This window comes from Streptomyces xanthophaeus, assembly GCF_000725805.1.
GTDB classification, from domain to species: Bacteria; Actinomycetota; Actinomycetes; order Streptomycetales; family Streptomycetaceae; genus Streptomyces; species Streptomyces xanthophaeus.
Window position 1 is genome coordinate 39,860 of sequence record NZ_JOFT01000041.1, and the last position, 17,520, is coordinate 57,379.

General features: G+C 72.7%; 15 protein-coding genes and 1 other RNA gene. 12 read left to right on the forward strand and 4 right to left on the reverse strand.

Annotated elements, in window-relative coordinates; translation table 11 throughout:
- Positions 1-19: 19 nt before the first annotated feature.
- Both IO30_RS0124440 and IO30_RS0124445 read left to right on the forward strand, forming a co-directional pair.
- Positions 20-1,786: a serine/threonine-protein kinase gene (locus IO30_RS0124440; protein WP_031146200.1), complete on the forward strand. Its 1,767-nt coding sequence runs from the start codon at positions 20-22 to the stop codon at positions 1,784-1,786.
- Between the two features lie 159 nt (positions 1,787-1,945).
- Entirely contained in the window at positions 1,946-3,196 is a 1,251-nt protein-coding gene (locus IO30_RS0124445) for a serine/threonine-protein kinase (RefSeq protein ID WP_031146202.1), read from the forward strand.
- Between the two features lie 53 nt (positions 3,197-3,249).
- On the opposite strand, the gene IO30_RS0124450 is transcribed toward IO30_RS0124445, so the two are convergent.
- A complete protein-coding gene (locus IO30_RS0124450) occupies positions 3,250-4,260 on the reverse strand; it encodes an isopenicillin N synthase family dioxygenase (RefSeq protein ID WP_031146203.1) in 1,011 nt (336 codons plus the stop codon).
- Between the two features lie 313 nt (positions 4,261-4,573).
- Here IO30_RS0124450 and prfB point away from each other — a divergent pair, with 313 nt between their 5' ends.
- Positions 4,574-5,683, forward strand: a complete 1,110-nt coding sequence (prfB, locus tag IO30_RS0124455) for a peptide chain release factor 2 (protein WP_031146205.1) — start codon at positions 4,574-4,576, stop codon at positions 5,681-5,683.
- 109 nt (positions 5,684-5,792) lie between these two features.
- On the opposite strand, the gene IO30_RS0124460 is transcribed toward prfB, so the two are convergent.
- A complete protein-coding gene (locus tag IO30_RS0124460) occupies positions 5,793-5,984 on the reverse strand; it encodes a hypothetical protein (RefSeq protein WP_031146207.1) in 192 nt (63 codons plus the stop codon).
- Positions 5,985-6,220: 236 nt separating this feature from the next.
- Here IO30_RS0124460 and ftsE point away from each other — a divergent pair, with 236 nt between their 5' ends.
- The 5 genes from ftsE to ssrA all read left to right on the forward strand — a co-directional run bounded on the left by ftsE (position 6,221) and on the right by ssrA (position 10,170).
- On the forward strand, positions 6,221-6,910 hold the full coding sequence (gene ftsE / locus IO30_RS0124465; RefSeq protein ID WP_031146209.1) for a cell division ATP-binding protein FtsE: 690 nt from the start codon (positions 6,221-6,223) through the stop codon (positions 6,908-6,910).
- A gap of 17 nt (positions 6,911-6,927) precedes the next feature.
- Positions 6,928-7,893 (forward strand): permease-like cell division protein FtsX, encoded by a 966-nt coding sequence (gene ftsX / locus IO30_RS0124470; RefSeq protein ID WP_031146211.1) that lies wholly within the window; start codon positions 6,928-6,930, stop codon positions 7,891-7,893.
- A gap of 67 nt (positions 7,894-7,960) precedes the next feature.
- A complete protein-coding gene (locus IO30_RS0124475) occupies positions 7,961-9,175 on the forward strand; it encodes a S41 family peptidase (RefSeq protein ID WP_031146213.1) in 1,215 nt (404 codons plus the stop codon).
- An 18-nt stretch (positions 9,176-9,193) separates the two neighbouring features.
- Positions 9,194-9,679, forward strand: coding sequence for an SsrA-binding protein SmpB (gene smpB, locus IO30_RS0124480; RefSeq protein ID WP_031146214.1), 486 nt, complete (start codon positions 9,194-9,196; stop codon positions 9,677-9,679).
- Positions 9,680-9,781: 102 nt separating this feature from the next.
- Positions 9,782-10,170, forward strand: a transfer-messenger RNA (tmRNA) gene (gene ssrA, locus IO30_RS42670).
- Between the two features lie 65 nt (positions 10,171-10,235).
- Here the strand turns inward: ssrA and IO30_RS42140 are convergent.
- Together IO30_RS42140 and IO30_RS0124490 are read right to left on the reverse strand one after the other, a co-directional pair.
- A complete protein-coding gene (locus tag IO30_RS42140; protein WP_157853369.1) occupies positions 10,236-11,456 on the reverse strand; it encodes an SH3 domain-containing protein in 1,221 nt (406 codons plus the stop codon).
- A 46-nt stretch (positions 11,457-11,502) separates the two neighbouring features.
- Complete coding sequence (locus tag IO30_RS0124490; RefSeq protein WP_078904806.1) at positions 11,503-12,873, reverse strand: MFS transporter; 1,371 nt, start codon at positions 12,871-12,873, stop codon at positions 11,503-11,505.
- 93 nt (positions 12,874-12,966) lie between these two features.
- Here IO30_RS0124490 and IO30_RS0124495 point away from each other — a divergent pair, with 93 nt between their 5' ends.
- The 4 genes from IO30_RS0124495 to IO30_RS0124510 all read left to right on the forward strand — a co-directional run bounded on the left by IO30_RS0124495 (position 12,967) and on the right by IO30_RS0124510 (position 17,350).
- Positions 12,967-13,965 (forward strand): LysR family transcriptional regulator, encoded by a 999-nt coding sequence (locus IO30_RS0124495; RefSeq protein WP_373316498.1) that lies wholly within the window; start codon positions 12,967-12,969, stop codon positions 13,963-13,965.
- A gap of 97 nt (positions 13,966-14,062) precedes the next feature.
- Positions 14,063-15,430: a nitrate/nitrite transporter gene (locus IO30_RS0124500; protein ID WP_031146222.1), complete on the forward strand. Its 1,368-nt coding sequence runs from the start codon at positions 14,063-14,065 to the stop codon at positions 15,428-15,430.
- Positions 15,431-15,539: 109 nt separating this feature from the next.
- Complete coding sequence (locus IO30_RS0124505; protein ID WP_031146224.1) at positions 15,540-16,691, forward strand: uroporphyrinogen-III synthase; 1,152 nt, start codon at positions 15,540-15,542, stop codon at positions 16,689-16,691.
- 110 nt (positions 16,692-16,801) lie between these two features.
- The gene (locus IO30_RS0124510; RefSeq protein WP_031146226.1) at positions 16,802-17,350 is read left to right on the forward strand and encodes a GNAT family N-acetyltransferase; all 549 of its coding nucleotides are present in this window, start codon (positions 16,802-16,804) and stop codon (positions 17,348-17,350) included.
- The last annotated feature ends 170 nt before the right edge of the window (positions 17,351-17,520 follow it).

The following is a 17,520-nucleotide window of genomic DNA, read 5'->3' on the forward strand; positions in this document are numbered from 1 at the left end:
CAGCAGGGGAGCGCGAGACGTGCGGCCAGTCGGCAGCAAATACCTGCTCGAGGAGCCGCTCGGGCGCGGCGCCACGGGCACCGTCTGGCGTGCGCGCCAGCGCGAGACCGCCGGCGCCGAGGCGGCCGTCGCCGGGCAGCCCGGCGAGACCGTGGCCATCAAGGTCCTCAAGGAGGAGCTGGCCCAGGACGCGGACATCGTCATGCGCTTCCTGCGCGAGCGCTCGGTGCTGCTGCGCCTGACGCACCCCAACATCGTCCGCACCCGCGACCTCGTCGTCGAGGGCGATCTGCTGGCGCTGGTCATGGACCTCATCGAGGGTCCGGACCTGCACAAGTACCTCCGCCAGAACGGCCCCTTCACCCCCGTCGCAGCGAGCCTGCTGACCGCGCAGATCGCGGACGCGCTCGCCGCCAGCCACGCCGACGGCGTGGTGCACCGCGACCTCAAGCCCGCCAACGTCCTGCTCGACGAGCGCGGTGGCCAGATGAAGCCGATGCTCACCGACTTCGGCATCGCCCGCCTCGCGGACTCCCCGGGCCTGACCCGCACCCACGAGTTCGTCGGCACCCCGGCCTACGTCGCCCCCGAGTCCGCCGAGGGCCGCCCGCAGACCTCCGCCGTCGACATCTACGGCGCCGGCATCCTGCTCTACGAACTCCTCACCGGCCGCCCGCCGTTCGCCGGCGGCACCGCGCTCGAAGTGCTCCACCGCCACCTCAGCGAGGAGCCGCAGCGCCCCTCGACCGTGCCCGAGCCGCTGTGGACCGTCATCGAACGCTGCCTGCGCAAGGAGCCGAACGAGCGCCCCAGCGCCGAGAGCCTGGCCCGCGGGCTGCGCGTGGTCGCCTCCGGCATCGGCGTGCACTCCTCGGCCGCCGAGGTGGAGGCCGCGCTCGGCGTGGGCGCCCTGCTCGCCCCCGACCCCTCGCCGGCCCCGGTGCCGCAGACCCCGGGCGCCGCCGACCCCACCCAGGTGCTGCCCGGCGGGGCCCCGTCGCCGATGGGGGCCTACGACCCGAACGCCATGACCTCCGTCATGCCGCCGGTCGGCGCGGCCGACGCCACCTCGGTGCTCCCGACGGGGGGAGCGGGAGCCCCCGGGGCCGACCCGACCTCCGTCATGCCCCCGGTGCAGCAGCCGGACCAGCCGCACCCCTGGCAGTCCCAGATGCGGGCGGTCCGCGACCGCAACGAGCAGACGCAGGTGCAGTACCTCGACCCGAACGAGGACCCGCTGCGCCGCCGTCCGCAGCGGCAGGCGCCCCCGCCGCCGCAGCAGCAGCCGCGCCGGCCCCAGCAGCAGCCCCAGCAGCAGCAGCCGTACCGCCAGGGCCCGCCGCCGCAGCACTACCAGCAGCAGCCGCAGCCGCAGCAGCCCCCGTATCCGCAGCAGTACGCGCCTGCGCCGCCGCAGCACTACCAGCAGCAGCACCAGCCGCAGCCGTACCAGCAGCAGCAGTCCCAGCAGCAGCCCCAGTACCGGCAGCCCCAGCAGCAGCCTCCGCAGGGCCCGCCGCCGCAGCAGCAGGCCCCGCGGCCCCCGCGCGAGCCCCGCAGGCGCAGCGCCAACCCGGTGCGCATCCCCGGCCTCGGCTGCCTCAAGGGCTGCCTGGTCATGATCCTGCTGTTCTTCGTGGCGGGCTGGCTGGTCTGGGAACTGACCCCGCTTCAGGAATGGGTCGGCACCGGCAAGGGATGGTGGGACCAGCTGTGGAGCTGGGGCTCCGGCGTCGCCGACTGGGTCGGTTCCGTCGGCGACTCGGCGGGCGGTACGCAGCCCTGAACCGGCTCCCGTAGCGCCGAGTTCGTGGATTTGTCGACTTCTGGGACATGATTTCGCCCGCAGAAGTGAAGGTCGCCGCGAATCGGGCCCCCTACTGGCCGCCAACCCCCACCCGGCCGCGTAGCTTTGGTGCGTACGCCAGCCGCTGAGGGAGCAGTCGTGGCACGGAAGATCGGCAGCCGGTACACCGCGCACCAGATCCTGGGGCGCGGCAGCGCGGGCACGGTGTGGCTGGGTGAGGGGCCCGACGGGCCCGTCGCCGTCAAACTGCTGCGCGAGGACCTCGCGTCCGACCAGGAGCTGGTCGGACGGTTCGTCCAGGAGCGCAGTGCGCTGCTCGGGCTGGACCATCCGCACGTGGTCTCCGTCCGCGACCTCGTCGTCGACGGCAACGACCTCGCCCTCGTCATGGACCTCGTCCGCGGTACGGACCTGCGCACGCGCCTGGACCGCGAGCGCCGCCTCGCCCCCGAGGCGGCCGTGGCGATCGTCGCGGACGTCGCGGACGCGCTCGCCGCGGCCCACGCGGCCGGCGTCGTGCACCGGGACGTCAAGCCGGAGAACGTCCTGCTGGACATGCAGGGCCCGCTCGGCCCCGGCGGCGCGCACCCGGCCCTGCTCACCGACTTCGGCGTGGCCAAGCTCATCGACACCCCGCGCCGCGCCTCGGCGGGCCGGACCTCGGCCCCCACCACGCGGATCATCGGCACGCCGGACTACCTGGCGCCGGAGATCGTCGAGGGTCTCCCGCCGCGGGCCGCGGTGGACATATATGCCCTGGCCACCGTCCTGTACGAGCTGCTGGCCGGGTTCACCCCCTTCGGCGGCGGCCACCCGGGCGCGGTGCTGCGCCGCCACGTGACGGAGACGGTCGTCCCGCTGCCCGGGATCCCCGACGAGCTGTGGCAGCTGGTCGTGCAGTGCCTGGCCAAGGCCCCGGCCTCGCGGCTGCGGGCCTCGGAGCTGTCGGCCCGCCTGCGGGACCTGCTGCCGCTGCTGGCCGGGATGCCGCCGCTGGACGTGGACGAGCCGGACGACGCCGAGCCGGAGCCGGAGCCCTCGGAGGAACCGGCCGCCGATCCGGTGCGCCGCCGGGGCGTGGTCCCGCTGGTGCCGGGCTCCGCGACCGACTCCAACCGGGACACGCACACCTCGATGCGGGTGCCGGGGCCGGACGAACTGGCGGGCGGCGCCCTGGGCACCGCCCGCGTACCCCGCCCGGCGGGCGGCCACCGCCCGGGCTCGGCCCGGCACCGGGCGGAAGCGGCCCGCAAGCGCAGGCTGGTGCTGTCCGTCTCGGCCGTGCTGCTGGCCGCCGCGGTCGGAGTGGGTACGTGGCTCGCCGTTTCCGGTGGCGACGAACAGGCGCCGCAGCAGGACAGCAAGCAGTCGGGCCCGCGCACCCCTTAGAGGGTGTTCTCGCAGGCCCGCCGGGCCCCTGGGGGCTGTGGCCGCCCGGCGGGCTACGCCGGGACCAGCTCGGGGTGCCAGCGGCGCGCGACGGCCGGGTGGGCGCGGACCCAGCCCTTGAGCTCGTTGCGGCCGTACTCCGCGTGCAGCGGGTTCGTCGCGTCGTGGGCGACGCCCGGGGCGGAGTGCAGGTAGTCGCCCGGGACCGTCTCCACCACCGCGTCCAGGCGCGGGTTGTAGAAGAAGGGGACCGAGTACCGCTCCACCGCCCCCGGAGGGCTGACCACGCGGTGGTCGGTGGCCGTCAGGTACCCCTCGGTGGCGATCTCCAGCAGCTCGCCCAGGTTGACCACGAAGGCACCCGGCATCGGCGGCACCTCCACGTACCCGCCGTCCCGGACCACCTGGAGCCCGCCCACCGAGTCCTGGAGCAGGAGCGTCAGGAAGCCGTAGTCCTTGTGCGCACCGACGCCCTGGCCGGCGCCGGAGGTGGCGGAGGGGTCGGACCCGGGGTAGCGGACCAGCTTGGTGTGCAGGTGCGGCCGGTCCGCGAAGGCCCCGTCGAAGAAGTCGGCCGGGGCGCCGATGGAGACCAGGAGCTCCTGGAGCAGCCGGTGGGCCACCGCCGCCAGCCGCGCCTGCCACTCCAGGACCACCGTCCGCAGCTCCGGGAGGGCCGCCGGCCACTGGTTGGGCCCCTCCAGCCAGAGGTACGCCGGGTCGTCCGGCCCCAGCACCGGCGCGGGTCGCTCGGCGCCGACGTCCAGCTGGTCCCGCCAGTCGCTGGCCCCGCCGGTCAGCTCGTGGCCGATCCGGGTGTAGCCGCGGAAGTGCGGGGAGTTCAGATTGCTCACGGCGAGCCGGTCGGCCTCCGGGAGGGCGAAGAAAGCCCTGGTCAGGTCCAGGATGCGGGCGGTCTCGGCGGCGGTGACGCCATGGCCGGTGAGGTGCAGGAAACCGGTGTCCCGGGCTGCTGCGTGCAGCTTCTTCAGGAAATCGGCCCGCTGGGCCGGGTCGTCCGCCTGGGAGAGGTCCAGGACGGGGAGGGAGTGCGCGGACGGCATGACGGCTCCGTTTCGGATGTCACGGGGTCCTGTTCCCCGGAGATGGCGGGGATCGCGGATGGGGAGGGCTCCGGCAGGGATGGCGCCGGTAGCGCGTGAGCCGCGTACAGGACCAAGTCGGATCGGGGTGGATCAGGCTTGGGGATGGTCCGGCGGCCGACAGCTCGTCGTCGTGACACGCATGTGGTCCACATGGCGGCGCTTGACGAGGCGAACAGTCATACGGTGAGGGTACGCCCGTACGAGGTTCCATCAGTACGGGTGAATCGGCCTGCCCGGACGGCGCCCTCCGCGGACCGGCTACGCTGGACCCGTGGCAGTCGTCGATGTTTCCGAAGAGCTGAAGTCCCTCTCCTCGACCATGGGGTCGATCGAGGCCGTCCTGGACCTCGACAAGCTGAGGGCAGATATCGCCGTGCTCGAGGAGCAGGCCGCCGCGCCGTCCCTGTGGGACGACCCGGAAGCCGCCCAGAAGATCACGAGCAAGCTTTCGCACCTCCAGGCCGAGGTCCGCAAGACCGAGAACCTGCGCAGCCGCATCGACGACCTCGCGGTCCTCTTCGAGCTCGCCCAGGAGATGGAGGACGCGGACACCCTCGCGGAGGCCGAGACCGAGCTGGTCGCCGTCCGCAAGGCGCTGGACGAGATGGAGGTCCGGACCCTCCTGTCCGGCGAGTACGCCGAGCGCGAGGCCCTGGTCAACATCCGCGCCGAGGCCGGCGGCGTCGACGCCTCCGACTTCGCCGAGCGCCTCCAGCGCATGTACCTGCGCTGGGCCGAGCGGCACGGCTACCCCACCGAGGTCTACGAGACCTCGTACGCGGAAGAGGCCGGCATCAAGTCGACCACCTTCGTGGTCAAGGCCCCGTACGCCTACGGCACCCTCTCCGTCGAGCAGGGCACGCACCGCCTGGTGCGCATCTCCCCCTTCGACAACCAGGGCCGCCGCCAGACCTCCTTCGCGGGCGTCGAGGTGCTGCCGGTCGTCGAGACCAGCGACCACGTGGAGATCGACGAGGCCGAGCTGCGCGTGGACGTCTACCGCGCCTCGGGCCCCGGCGGCCAGGGCGTCAACACCACCGACTCGGCGGTGCGCATCACGCACCTGCCGACCGGCATCGTGGTGTCCTGCCAGAACGAGCGCTCGCAGATCCAGAACAAGGCCAGCGCGATGAACGTCCTCCAGGCCAAGCTGCTCGAACGGCGCCGCCAGGAGGAGAAGGACAAGATGGACGCCCTCAAGGACGGCGGAAGCTCCTGGGGCAACCAGATGCGGTCCTACGTCCTGCACCCGTACCAGATGGTCAAGGACCTGCGGACGGAGTTCGAGGTCGGCAACCCGCAGGCGGTCCTCGACGGCGAGATCGACGGCTTCCTGGAGGCGGGCATCCGCTGGCGCAAGCAGCAGGAGCAGACCGCGTAACCCGCACGGCCGGGCCCCAGGGCCCGTGACCACGTGAGACGTGAGGGAGGGGCCCGGACACCTACGGTGTCCGGGCCCCTCCGCTCTGTGCGATCGGTACGCGGCGCGGCTAGGCCGTCTGCTGGGCCACCAGCGCGAGGGCCGCCACGAGGACCACCAGAAGCGCCACGAGCGCCACGGGGTTCAGGCCGGAGAAGGGGCCCTCCTGCTGGAGGCGCTCCCGGTTCGCCCGGCACACCGGGCAGCGGCCCTGGCTGACGGGTGCGGCACAGTTCGCGCACACGAGCCGGTCATATGTCATGCGCTCCTCCTCTCGTCCCCTTGGTCTCCCCTGGGAGACAACGGCGCGGGGAACGAGACGGTTCCCCCTACCACTGTGCCAGCTCCGGCGACATTCGGCGCGGCCCGTCCAGTCAATCGCGATCGGGCACCACCGGGACCCGAGGACATATCGGTCATCTCTGGATGCCGGGTCCACACCCCGCGCCCGTTCGCGTATGGTCACGCACACCTACTCCCGGCGACCGTGGTGCACCCGTGATCCGATTCGACAGCGTCTCCAAGTCCTACCCGAAGCAGAGCCGTCCCGCACTCAGAGATGTCTCCCTGGACATCGCCAAGGGCGAGTTCGTCTTCCTGGTCGGCTCCTCCGGCTCCGGCAAGTCCACCTTCCTGCGGCTCCTCCTGCGCGAGGAGCGGGCGAGCCACGGCCAGGTGCACGTCCTGGGCAAGGACCTCGCCAAGCTCTCCAACTGGAAGGTCCCGCAGATGCGGCGCCAGCTGGGGACCGTGTTCCAGGACTTCCGCCTGCTGCCCAACAAGACGGTGGCCGAGAACGTCGCCTTCGCGCAGGAGGTCATCGGCAAGCCGAGGGGCGAGATCCGCAAGGCCGTCCCGCAGGTCCTGGAACTGGTGGGCCTCGGCGGCAAGGAGGACCGCATGCCGGGCGAGCTCTCCGGCGGTGAGCAGCAGCGCGTGGCCATCGCCCGCGCCTTCGTCAACCGCCCCGCCCTGCTGATCGCGGACGAGCCCACCGGCAACCTCGACCCGCAGACCTCGGTCGGGATCATGAAGCTGCTGGACCGGATCAACCGGACCGGCACCACCGTGATCATGGCCACCCACGACCAGCAGATCGTGGACCAGATGCGCAAGCGCGTCATCGAACTCGAACAGGGCCGACTCGTGCGCGACCAGTCGCGCGGCGTCTACGGCTACCAGCACTGAAAGGTCCCTGAGACGCAATGCGCGCCCAGTTCGTCATGTCGGAGATCGGCGTCGGTCTCCGGCGCAATCTCACCATGACCTTCGCGGTCATCATCTCCGTGGCCCTGTCGCTGGCCCTGTTCGGTGGTTCCCTGCTCATGCGCGAGCAGGTCAGCCGGATGAAGGGCTACTGGTACGACAAGGCCAACGTCTCGATCTACCTCTGCAACAAGCAGGACGCCGAGGAAGCGGGCGGTGCCAACAAGCCGGACTCCGCGGAAGCCCGCGCCGCGGGCGTCGCCACCTGCTCCAAGGGCGCGGTGACGGCGGAGCAGAAGCAGCAGATCGAGTCCGAGCTCAAGCAGATGGACCTGGTCAAGTCCGTCGCCTACGAGTCGGCCGACGAGGCCTTCAAGCACTACCAGGAGCAGTACGGCCACACCGCGCTGGCCTCCTCCATCACCCCCGACCAGATGCAGGAGTCCTTCCGGGTCAAGCTCAAGAACCCCGAGAAGTACAAGGTCATCACCACCGCCTTCGCGGGCCGGGACGGCATCCACACCGTCGACGACCAGCGCAAGGAGATCGACGACCTCTTCCGCATCCTCAACTACCTCAACTACGCCGCGCTCGGCATCATGATGGTCATGCTGATCGTGGCGCTGCTGCTGATCGTCAACACGGTGCGCGTCTCGGCGTTCAGCCGTCGGCGGGAGACCGGGATCATGCGGCTGGTGGGCGCCTCCAGCTTCTACATCCAGGTCCCCTTCATCATGGAGGCGGCCGTCGCAGGCCTGATCGGCGCCGTCTTCGCCTGTCTCATGCTGGCCTCCGGCCAGTACTTCGTCATCGACCACGGGGTCGGGCTGCGGGACAAGATCCAGCTGATCGACTTCATGGGCTGGGGATCGGTGCTGGGCAAGCTCCCCTACGTCCTGTTCATCGGCCTCCTGATGCCCTCCATGGCCGCCTTCATCGCATTGCGCAAGTACCTGAAGGTGTGACAAGCGCCCCGCGCGTGGTCCGGTCAACCTTCCGTACCGGCACGGGGCTTGTCCTAGACTCGGCGCCATGCCGGGCCGGCCGAGTCTTCCCGCCTTCTGTCTCCGGCCCCGCGACCACCGTCGCGGGGCCGTCTTGACGTTGGTCTTCCTCGCGTCCGTCGTCACCGCCGCGGGCACCGGCTGCTGGGACCGGGAGGAAGCCGCCGCAGCTTCCGCTTCGTCTTCCGCTTCCGCGCCCGACGCCGGGGCGGACGGCCCGCCGGGGGAGCCCTCCCGCACCCCGGGCACCGTCGACCGCGAGGCCGTCGCCCGCGCCGTCGCCGAGGCCGTCGCCGAGGGGAAGTCCGGGAAGAAGGCCGCCGAGGAGGTGGTCAGCCGCAGCGGCGACCGCTGGGGCACCGTCTACGACCAGGGCGAGTACGCCGCCTTCAGCGAGGGCCTCGACGGCAGCTGGACCGGCGTCGGGATCTGGGCCGGCCGCGGCCCCGGCGGTACGGTCGCGGTCGACAAGGTCCAGCCCGCGAGCCCCGCCGCCCGGGCCGGCCTGCGCGCCGGGGACCGGCTGCTGAGCGTCGACGGCCAGGCCGTCACCGGCCTGGGCGTGACCGATGTGGTCGCCCTGCTGCGCGGCCGGGCCGGCACCCCCGTGGTCCTGCACCTGAGCCGGGACGGCGCCGACCTCACCGAGACCGTCCTGCGCGAGCAGCTGCGCACCGAGCCCGTGACCGTACGCCGGCTGCCGGGCGGGATCACCGTCATCAAGGTGGCCTCCTTCACCCGCGGCTCGGGCGAGCGGGTCAAGGCCGCCGTCCGTGAGGCCCCGCCGGGCGCCGGGGTCATGCTCGACCTGCGCGGGAACCCGGGCGGCCTGGTCACGGAGGCGGTGACGGCGGCCTCCGCCTTCCTCGACGGCGGGCTCGTGGCGACGTACGACGTACGGGGCTCCCAGCGCGCCCTGTACGCGGCCCCGGGCGGGGACACCGCCCGGCCGCTGGTGGCCCTGGTGGACGGCGGCACGATGAGCGCGGCCGAGCTGGTGACGGGCGCCCTGCAGGACCGCGGCCGGGCCGTGGCGGTCGGGACCCGGACCTTCGGCAAGGGCTCGGTCCAGATGCCGACGGAGCTGCCGGACGGTTCGGTGGCCGAGCTGACGGTGGGCACGTACCGCACGCCGGCGGGCCGCAGCCTGGACGGCGGCGGCATCACGCCGGACCTGGCGGCGGGCGAGGGGGTCGAGGAACGGGCCGCGACAGTATTGGGTGGCCTCGGGGTGGGTCCGTAGTGCGAAAATGACCGCACTATGGCTAAGGAAAAAGGGCGCAAGCTGATCGCCCAGAACAAGAAGGCGCGGCACGACTACACGATCATCGACACCTACGAGTGCGGCCTCGTGCTCACGGGTACCGAGGTCAAGTCCCTGCGCCAGGGCCGGGCCTCGCTGGTGGACGGCTTCGTGTCGGTGGAGAGCGGGGAGGCCTGGCTCTACAACGTGCACGTGCCGGAGTACAGCCAGGGCACCTGGACCAACCACAGCGCCCGGCGCAAGCGCAAGCTGCTCCTGCACCGCGAGGAGATCGACAAGCTGGACTCGAAGACGGGGGAGACGGGCAACACGATCGTGCCGCTCTCCCTGTACTTCAAGGACGGCCGGGCGAAGGTCGAGATCGCGCTGGCGAAGGGCAAGAAGGAGTACGACAAGCGGCAGTCCCTGCGCGAGAAGCAGGACACGCGCGAGACGAACCGGGTGATCTCGGCCGTGAAGCGCAAGGAGCGCGGCCAGCTTTAACCTCCTGGCACACGGTGGTCCACTTCGCGTACGATGGCGTCAGCACCACGCGCTTGCGAGTGGTGGCTGTGAGAGCAAGCTCAACTGAACAGCGTGAAACATGGGGATGATCGGTTTCGACAGCGGATGTCGATGCAGGGGAAGCGAGCCGAGGAAGCGGCAATGATCTCGCTAACCACATGTCGCAAAAAATAATCGCCAACTCCAAGAGCGATAACTCCCGCTTCACCCTCGCTGCCTAATAACAGTGAGCTGAAGCCTCTGTGAGGAGCGTCAGCCCGGAAGTGGTCCCGGTCCGGATCCTGGCGTCAATTAGGGATCTAAACCTCTAGCCCCGGTCGCGGGGGTTTGAGGGAAATCAAACAGTGACTGAGCCCGTCGGAGACTTGTCCGTGTGATCTCCGGGGCTGAGAAAAGCGCAGCGGACTGCGCTCGGAGAAGCCCTGCTTCTGCACCGTTGGACGCGGGTTCGATTCCCGCCATCTCCACCACCCCATGTGTACGAAGGCCCCGCAGCTCAGGCTGCGGGGCCTTTGTCATGTCCGGGGGGCGGGGGTCAGCAGAACGGGACCTTGTTGAGGTTCAGGGCGTAGCGGGCGGAGATCCAGCCGCTGCCGTCGGCGAGCTTGTACCAGATCGAATTGCCGTCGACCTTCTCGCCGTTGACCTTGCACTGGAGGGCGACCACGGAGTCGGTCTTCGCCTTGCCCGTCTTCGCGTAGTGCGTGCCGGGGCCGGAGCGGATGCCGAGGCCCTTGCCGGGGGCGACGATGCGGGCCTTCGGGGTCTCGTGGTGGCCGCCGCACGTCTTGCAGCTGCCGGGCTTGCCGGGCTTGCCGGTGTCGCCCTTGGGGCCCTGCGGTCCGGCCGGACCCTGGGGTCCCTTGGGTCCCTGGGGGCCTTGCGGGCCGGGCTTGCCCGCGTCGCCCTTGGGGCCGCGCGGTCCGGGCATGCCGGTGTCGCCCTTGGGGCCCTTGGCGCCGTCGCGGCCGGCCGGGCCGCGGTTGCCCGGGGCACCCTTGTCACCCTTGTCACCCTTGTCGCCCTTCGGGCCCCGGGGTCCCTCGGGCCCCTGGGGTCCGCCCGACGGGCCGCGCGGGCCCTGCGGGCCCCGGGGGCCTTCGGGGCCCCGCGGGCCGGTGAGGCCGGTCTCGCCGCGTTCACCCCGTTCGCCCTGCTCGCCGCGGTCGCCCTTCTCGCCCTTCTCGCCCTTCTCGCCCTTCGGGCCGTGCTTCCCGGGCTTGCCGTGGTGGCCCGGCTTGCCGTCGTCGCCCTTGTCGCCCTTGGGGCCGGTCACCGGGGTGGCGACGGCGAACAGGGCCGGGGCCCCCTCGGCCGGCGCCCACTCGCCGCCGTGCAGCGTCGTCCCCTCGGGAGCGTCCGCGTCGACCCGTACGGACACGCCCAGCCGCGTCTGCTCGTCCGCGGGGAAGGCGAAGCCGGCCCGGGTCCCGGCCTCGCAGGTCAGCAGGCGGGCGTCGGTGGACCGGGTGCACGGCACGGAGGCCCGCCGGCCGTTCCAGTAGAAGCGGTTCTCGGGGAAGGTCGTCCGTTCCGGGGCGACGATCCGGAAGGTGCTGCTGGTCGCCGCGTCCGCCCCGGTGGAGGCCGCGATGACGACCCGGCCGGTGGCGCCGGGGGCGATCGAGGGGACGTACGGCTGGGAGAACCGGATGTTCGACGCGTCGGCAAGGGCCGGTACGGCCGGCACGAGAGCGCTCGCGGTGACGGCTGCGACGACCAGGGCGGCAGGCACGACGGAACGGGAAGCAGACAAGGGTGGTTCCTCCGCTGAGGGAAGGGCGCTGGGGAAGACACCCCAGTTATTGCCGATCTTGAGCGTCGGCCGTGACCACCACGCGGGAGCGATCACCCGGGCGCCGGATCGATCGCCCGGTCACGGTCACCAGAAGGGCCAGCAGCGCCGCGGCGGCGGGCAGGGCGTACGCGGTGCCCGTGCCCAGGTGGTCGACGGTCAGCCCGGCCGTGGCCGAACCGGCCGCGATCCCCCCGAGGATGGCGGTGACCGCGAGGGTCATGCCCTCGTTGAGCCGCCCTTCGGGAGTGACGGCGTGCACCCGGGCCATCGCGGTGACCATCGCCGGGGCCGTGGCCATGCCGGCCAGCAGCAGGGCCCCGGCGAGAGCGGGCAGGGAGCCGGTGCCCGCCGCGGCCCACGGCAGGGCCATGAGGGCGGCCAGGGCGCACACGCAGCTCCGTAGCGAGCGGGGGCGCAGGGTTCCGTAGAGCAGACCGGCCGCGCAGGAGCCCGCCGCCTGGAGGGCCAGGACCGGGCCGGAGGCGGCCCCCAGGCCGTGGCCGGCGAGATGGGCGATCGAGGTGACCTCCATCGAGCCGAAGACCAGCCCCATCGCGAAGAACATGACCAGCAGCGGCCCCAGGGCGCGCAGCGGGGAGCCGAGCCGGGGCGCGGTCGACACCGGCGGCTCGGTGGCGCGCCGGGAGGTGAAGACGGCCATGCCGGTCAGGAGCAGGACGGCGCCCACGAGGGTGCCGGCCTCGGGGAAGACGACGGTGCAGAGGAAGGCCGCCAGGACCGGGCCGAGCATGTAACAGAGTTCGTCCGCGGCCTGTTCGAAGGACATCGCGGTGTGGTGCGAGGCCGGGGAGTCGCGCAGCAGGTGGGTCCAGCGGGCGCGGGCCATGCCGCCGATGTTGGGGGTGGTGGCGGTCGCGGCGTACGAGGCGAAGAGGGTCCAGGCGGGTGCCCCGGTCCGGACGCACACGACCAGGGCGAGCGAGCCGAGGACCGCGATCAGGGTGGCGGGGAGGGCGATCCTGGCCTGGCCGTGGCGGTCGACCAGCCGGGCCGTCCAGGGCGCGACGAAGGCGGTGGCTGCCAGGCCGGTCGCGGTGACGGCCCCGGCGAGGGCGTACGAGCCGCGCTGGCCGGCGATCATCATCACCGCGCTGATCCCGAACATGCCCATGGGGAGCCGGGCCAGGAGGTTGCCGACGGTGAAGGCGCGGGTGCCGGGCAGGGCGAACAGCCTGCGGTACGGCCCGCGGGCGCGGGCCTTCGGCCGGGCCTGGGTCCCGGACCGCGGACGGGCCCGGTCCAGGGCCGGGGCGGGGCCGGCAATGACGAGGGTGCCGCCGGTGACGGTCATCCGGGGCGTACGGGAGGCGGCAGGGGCAGGGGCGGGGGCGAAGGCAGGGGTGGCGGCGGGCATGGGAAAAGCCTCGGGCCGGGCCCCGGTCGCGGTCCAACACCTGTTCCGGGGCCATTCACGCCCCTGCGTTGTTAGTCTCCGGGGGTGATTCCCGTGACGCCCGCGACCTCCCTTCCCGTGACCTCCCGCGACGTGGAACCCCGGCTGCTGCGCGGGTTCGTGGCCGTCGCCGAAGAGCTGCACTTCACCCGCGCCGCCGCCCGGCTGTACGTCGCCCAGCAGGCGCTCAGCCGCGACGTCCGCAGGCTCGAACAGCAGCTGGGGGCGAGCCTGTTCACGCGGACCACCCGGCAGGTGGAGCTCACCGCCGAGGGGCACCGGCTGCTGCCCCTGGCCCGCCGGGTGCTGCGCGCCCACGAGGAGCTGGCCGCCGCCTTCGGCGCGGCGGCCGGGGCGCGCCCGCTGCTCGTCGACCTGAACACCGACGGCCCGAGCACCGGGCGCACCGTGCTGGAGCGGGCCCGGGAACTCGCCCCGGACTGCGAGCTGATGGCCCGCTTCGAGAGCGGGCTCACCCATGCCGCCGCCGAGATCGCGGCCGGGCGGCTCGACGTGTCCTTCGGGTACGCCGACGGCCTCGACCCGGCGCTGCGGGCCCGGCTCGCGCAGTGGCCCGTACGGTACGAGCCGCTCGCCGTGCTGCTGCCCGAGGACCACGCCCTGGCCGGGGACGGCCCCCTGCCGCTGGACGCCCTGGCCGGGCACCGGGTGTACACGGGCGCCGGGAACCCGCGGACCCTGGAGTGGACCGGGCTGGCGGGCGAACTCTTCGCAGGGCGGGGGATCGGGGCGGCGCCGCCCGCGCCGGTGGCGGTGGGCAAGGAGGAGTTCAGCCGGGTGATGGCCAAGACCCGTACCCCGGTGCTGGTGACCGTGGACTTCGCCGACATGCCCGGGTCCGTGAAGCGGCCGCTGACCGCTCCGGTCCCGCTGTCGCCGCTGTCCATGGTGTGGCGGAAAGGTTTCGGCCACCCGGGGCTCGACGCCCTGCGCACCGCGGCGGCCGCGCTGACGGCCGAGCGGGGCTGGCTGCGGGTGCCGCCGGGGAGCTGGCTCCCCGGCGGGCTCACACCCTCCCCGGACGGCGGGTGAGTGCAAGGTTGCGCAGTGGTCATCCGGTGGGGACCGGGGCCGAAACGAGCCCTTCCTACGGTCGTCACCACGGACGCGACAGCTGTGGAGGCGTGTGATGACCGGTACCGCACCGCGCAAGGGGGGCCGCTGGATCGAGCAGTGGGATCCCGAGGACGAGACCTTCTGGAAGGAATCGGGGGAACGGACCGCCCGCCGCAACCTCCTCTACTCGGTCCTCTCCGAGCACATCGGCTTCTCCATCTGGTCGCTGTGGTCCGTGATGGTGCTCTTCATGGGCCCGCAGTACGGGATCGACCCCGCCGGGAAGTTCTTCCTCATCGCCACCGCCACCTTCGTCGGTGCCGTGGTCCGGGTGCCGTACACCTTCGCCGTCGCCCGGTTCGGCGGCCGGAACTGGACGGTCGTCAGCGCCCTGCTGCTGCTCGCGCCCACGGTGGCCGCCCTGGTGGTCATGGAGCCGGGGACCTCCTACGGCACCTTCCTGGCCGTGGCCGCACTGACCGGCGTGGGCGGCGGCAACTTCGCCTCGTCCATGACGAACATCAACGCCTTCTTCCCGCTGCGCAAGAAGGGCTGGGCCCTCGGGCTGAACGCGGGCGGCGGGAACATCGGGGTCCCCGTGGTGCAGCTCGTCGCCCTGCTGGTCATCGGCACCGCCGGAGCCGGACACCCGCGGCTGCTGCTCGCCGCGTACGTCCCGCTGATCGTGATCGCCGCGGCCCTGGCCGCGCTGCGCATGGACAACCTGGCGCCCGTGCGCAACGACACGGGCGCGGTGCGCGAGGCCCTGCGGGAACCGCACACCTGGATCATGGCCTTCCTGTACATCGGCACCTTCGGCTCCTTCATCGGCTACAGCTTCGCCTTCGGCCTGGTGCTCCAGACGCAGTTCGGCCGGACCCCGCTGCAGGCCGCCTCGCTGACCTTCGTCGGACCGCTGCTCGGCTCGCTGATCCGGCCGGTCGGCGGCGCGCTGGCGGACCGCCTCGGCGGGGCGCGGATCACCCTCGCCACCTTCGTGGCGATGGCGGCCGCGACCGGGGTGGTGATCCTCGCGTCGGTGCAGGAGTCGCTGCCCGTGTTCCTGGTCGGGTTCGTGTGCCTGTTCGTGCTGAGCGGCCTCGGCAACGGGTCGACGTACAAGATGATCCCGGGCATCTTCCAGGCCAAGGCGCTGGCCCGCGGCATGACCGGCGAGGACGCGGCGGCCTACGGGCGCCGGCTCTCCGGGGCCTCCATGGGGCTGATCGGCGCGGTGGGCGCGCTCGGCGGGCTCGGCATCAACCTCGTCTTCCGCGAGGCCTTCGCCTCCTCCGGCTCCGGGACGGCCGCCTTCGTGACCTTCCTCGGCTGCTACGCGGTGTGCTGCGCCGTCACCTGGGCGGTATACCTTCGCCGGCCGGCCGCCACCCCGCTCCCGGCCGCCGGGGAGACGGTGAAACCGCAGCTCACGTCGGTGTAACAGCGGTTAACCGCACCGAAATACGGCGGAACCGAGCCTGACACGCCGTGTTGGCAGGCTCGGTCCCCGCGAGGCGACACCGACCCACTGGCAAGGCAGGCAGGTCACCATGGACCACGACAGGCAGACCGGTCCGCTCGCGGGCTTCACCGTCGGAGTCACGGCAGCACGCCGGGCCGACGAACTGATCGCACTGCTGCGCCGCCGCGGGGCCTCGGTGGTGCACGCGCCCGCGCTGCGGATCGTGCCCCTGGCCGACGACAGCGAACTGCTGGCCGCCACGAAGGAACTGATCGCCTGCGCCCCGGACGCGGTCATCGCCACCACCGCCATCGGATTCCGCGGCTGGATCGAGGCCGCCGACGGGTGGGGGATCGGCGAACAGCTGCTGGAGTGCCTGCGGTCCACCGAACTGCTGGCGCGCGGACCCAAGGTCAAGGGCACCATCCGGGCCGCCGGGCTCGTGGAGGCCTGGTCCCCGCAGTCGGAATCGCTCGCCGAGGTGCTGGACCGGCTGCTCGCCGCAGGGGTGGCGGGGCGCCGGATCGCGATCCAGCTGCACGGGGAGCCGCTGCCCGGCTTCGTCGAGTCCCTGCGGGCCGGCGGGGCCGAGGTGGTGGTCGTACCGGTGTACCGGTGGATGCCGCCGGAGGACCTCGGGCCGCTGGACCGGCTGCTCGACGCGGTCATGGGCGGCGGCGTCGACGCGGTCAGCTTCACCTCGGCCCCGGCGGCGGCCTCGCTGCTGTCCCGGGCCGGGCAGCGCGGGGTGCACGAGGAGGTGCTGGCCGCGCTGCGGGGCGGGGTGCTGTCCGCGTGCGTGGGGCCGGTGACGGCCCTGCCCCTGCAGGCGTACGGCGTGGACACGGTGCAGCCGGAGCGGTTCCGGCTGGGCCCGCTCGTGCAGCTGCTGTGCCGGGAACTGCCCGGCCGGGCCAAGGTGCTGCCGGTGGCCGGGCACCGCCTGGAGATCCGCGGGCAGGCCGTGCTCCTGGACGCGGAGCTGCGGCCGGTGCAGCCCGCCGGGATGGCCCTGCTGCGGGCGCTGGCCCGGCGGCCGGGCTGGGTGGTGTCCCGCGCGGACCTGCTGCGGGCCCTGCCGGGGGCGGGCCGGGACGAACACGCGGTGGAGACGGCCATGGCCCGGCTGAGGTCGGCGCTGGGCGCGCCGAAGCTGATCCAGACGGTGGTCAAACGGGGCTACCGGCTGTCCCTGGACGCGGGCGGAGAACTCAAGTACGGCGGCGCCCCCTTGGAGTGACCGTCGGAGTGTCCCTCGGCGCCCCTCGGCGAGACCCTGGCGTGAACCGCCCTCCTCGGCACCGCCCCGACGGGTGGGCAGCCCCGGGCGGCTTCGGCTAGCGTGCCCGGATGGTGATCGACGGGGTCGAGATGAGGGGCCTGGCGCTCGGCGACGCCGCCGGGCTCGCCGAGGCGTTCACACGGAACCGGGCGGCCATGGCGCACGTCGAGCCGGTCCGGGCCGAAGCCTTCTACACCGAACGGGGCCAGGCCGCCCGCATCGAGGGCGCGCTCGCCGAGCGGGAAGCGGGCCGGCTGCTCCCGTACGTGCTCGTCGACACCGCCACCGGCGCGCCCGTCGGGGCGATCAACCTCGGCTCCATCACCCTGGGTCCGCTGTGCAGCGGCGGCATCGGCTACTGGGTGGACCGGGCCTGGCACGGCAGGGGACTGGCCACCGCCGCCGTGGAGGAGGTCTGCCGGATCGCCCGCGACGAGGTGGGACTGCACCGGGTCGAGGCCGGGACCCTCGTCGACAACCTGGCCTCGCAACGGGTTCTGGCGAAGGCCGGCTTCGAGCAGTACGGCCTCGCGCCGCGCTACCTCCACATCAACGGGGCCTGGCGCGACCACCGCCTGTTCCAGCGGCTGCTGCACGACGGCCCCCCGGGCCCGTAGAAGGTCCGGAGGGACCGGTTCGGGGGGTTCCCCCGCGGGCGGCGGGCGGGCACTCTGGTGGGGCGCCTAGATGTGTTGTCCCGGGACGTTGGTGACACGCGTGCTGGGTTCTTGAAATGGGTGAGGGCCTCCGGGTTCGGTGTGGATTGCGACATCTCCACCGAAGACAG

Excerpts from the sequence above, each read along its gene's own strand:
- IO30_RS0124450 (WP_031146203.1), bottom strand. The coding sequence starts at position 4,260 with ATGCCGTCCGCGCACTCCCTCCCCGTCCTGGACCTCTCCCAGGCGGAC.
- IO30_RS0124460 (WP_031146207.1), bottom strand. The coding sequence starts at position 5,984 with ATGACATATGACCGGCTCGTGTGCGCGAACTGTGCCGCACCCGTCAGC.
- ftsX (WP_031146211.1), top strand. The coding sequence starts at position 6,928 with ATGCGCGCCCAGTTCGTCATGTCGGAGATCGGCGTCGGTCTCCGGCGC.
- IO30_RS0124475 (WP_031146213.1), top strand. The coding sequence starts at position 7,961 with ATGCCGGGCCGGCCGAGTCTTCCCGCCTTCTGTCTCCGGCCCCGCGAC.
- smpB (WP_031146214.1), top strand. The coding sequence starts at position 9,194 with ATGGCTAAGGAAAAAGGGCGCAAGCTGATCGCCCAGAACAAGAAGGCG.
- IO30_RS0124490 (WP_078904806.1), bottom strand. The coding sequence starts at position 12,873 with ATGCCCGCCGCCACCCCTGCCTTCGCCCCCGCCCCTGCCCCTGCCGCC.
- IO30_RS0124500 (WP_031146222.1), top strand. The coding sequence starts at position 14,063 with ATGACCGGTACCGCACCGCGCAAGGGGGGCCGCTGGATCGAGCAGTGG.
- IO30_RS0124505 (WP_031146224.1), top strand. The coding sequence starts at position 15,540 with ATGGACCACGACAGGCAGACCGGTCCGCTCGCGGGCTTCACCGTCGGA.
- IO30_RS0124510 (WP_031146226.1), top strand. The coding sequence starts at position 16,802 with ATGGTGATCGACGGGGTCGAGATGAGGGGCCTGGCGCTCGGCGACGCC.